The following is a 218-nucleotide window of genomic DNA, read 5'->3' on the forward strand; positions in this document are numbered from 1 at the left end:
GACCCTGTCAGATGGTGATGTACAGCCAGTAATAATACAGTCCGTAGAACGAGACTAACAGAGTTCCTATAGTGCGCCCGACATAGGCGTGACCTTCCTGGGAGCGACTGCGGCGCCGGCTGATGTAAATGGCCAGCGCTAGGAAAACTGTGAGAAACGTCATGGTGGGATAATCGCGCGTCACCACCGAGCTCTCGAGTGTCTCCGCACCGACAATG

At 55.0% G+C, this 218-nt stretch carries 1 pseudogene; it reads right to left on the reverse strand.

Going from position 1 to position 218, the window contains the following annotated elements:
- Positions 1-7: 7 nt before the first annotated feature.
- Positions 8-218 (reverse strand): annotated as a pseudogene (locus A3709_RS24080) (calcium/sodium antiporter); the annotation flags it as partial.

The sequence above is a fragment of the Halioglobus sp. HI00S01 genome (assembly GCF_001635445.1).
Lineage (GTDB): Bacteria > Pseudomonadota > Gammaproteobacteria > Pseudomonadales > Halieaceae > Halioglobus > Halioglobus japonicus.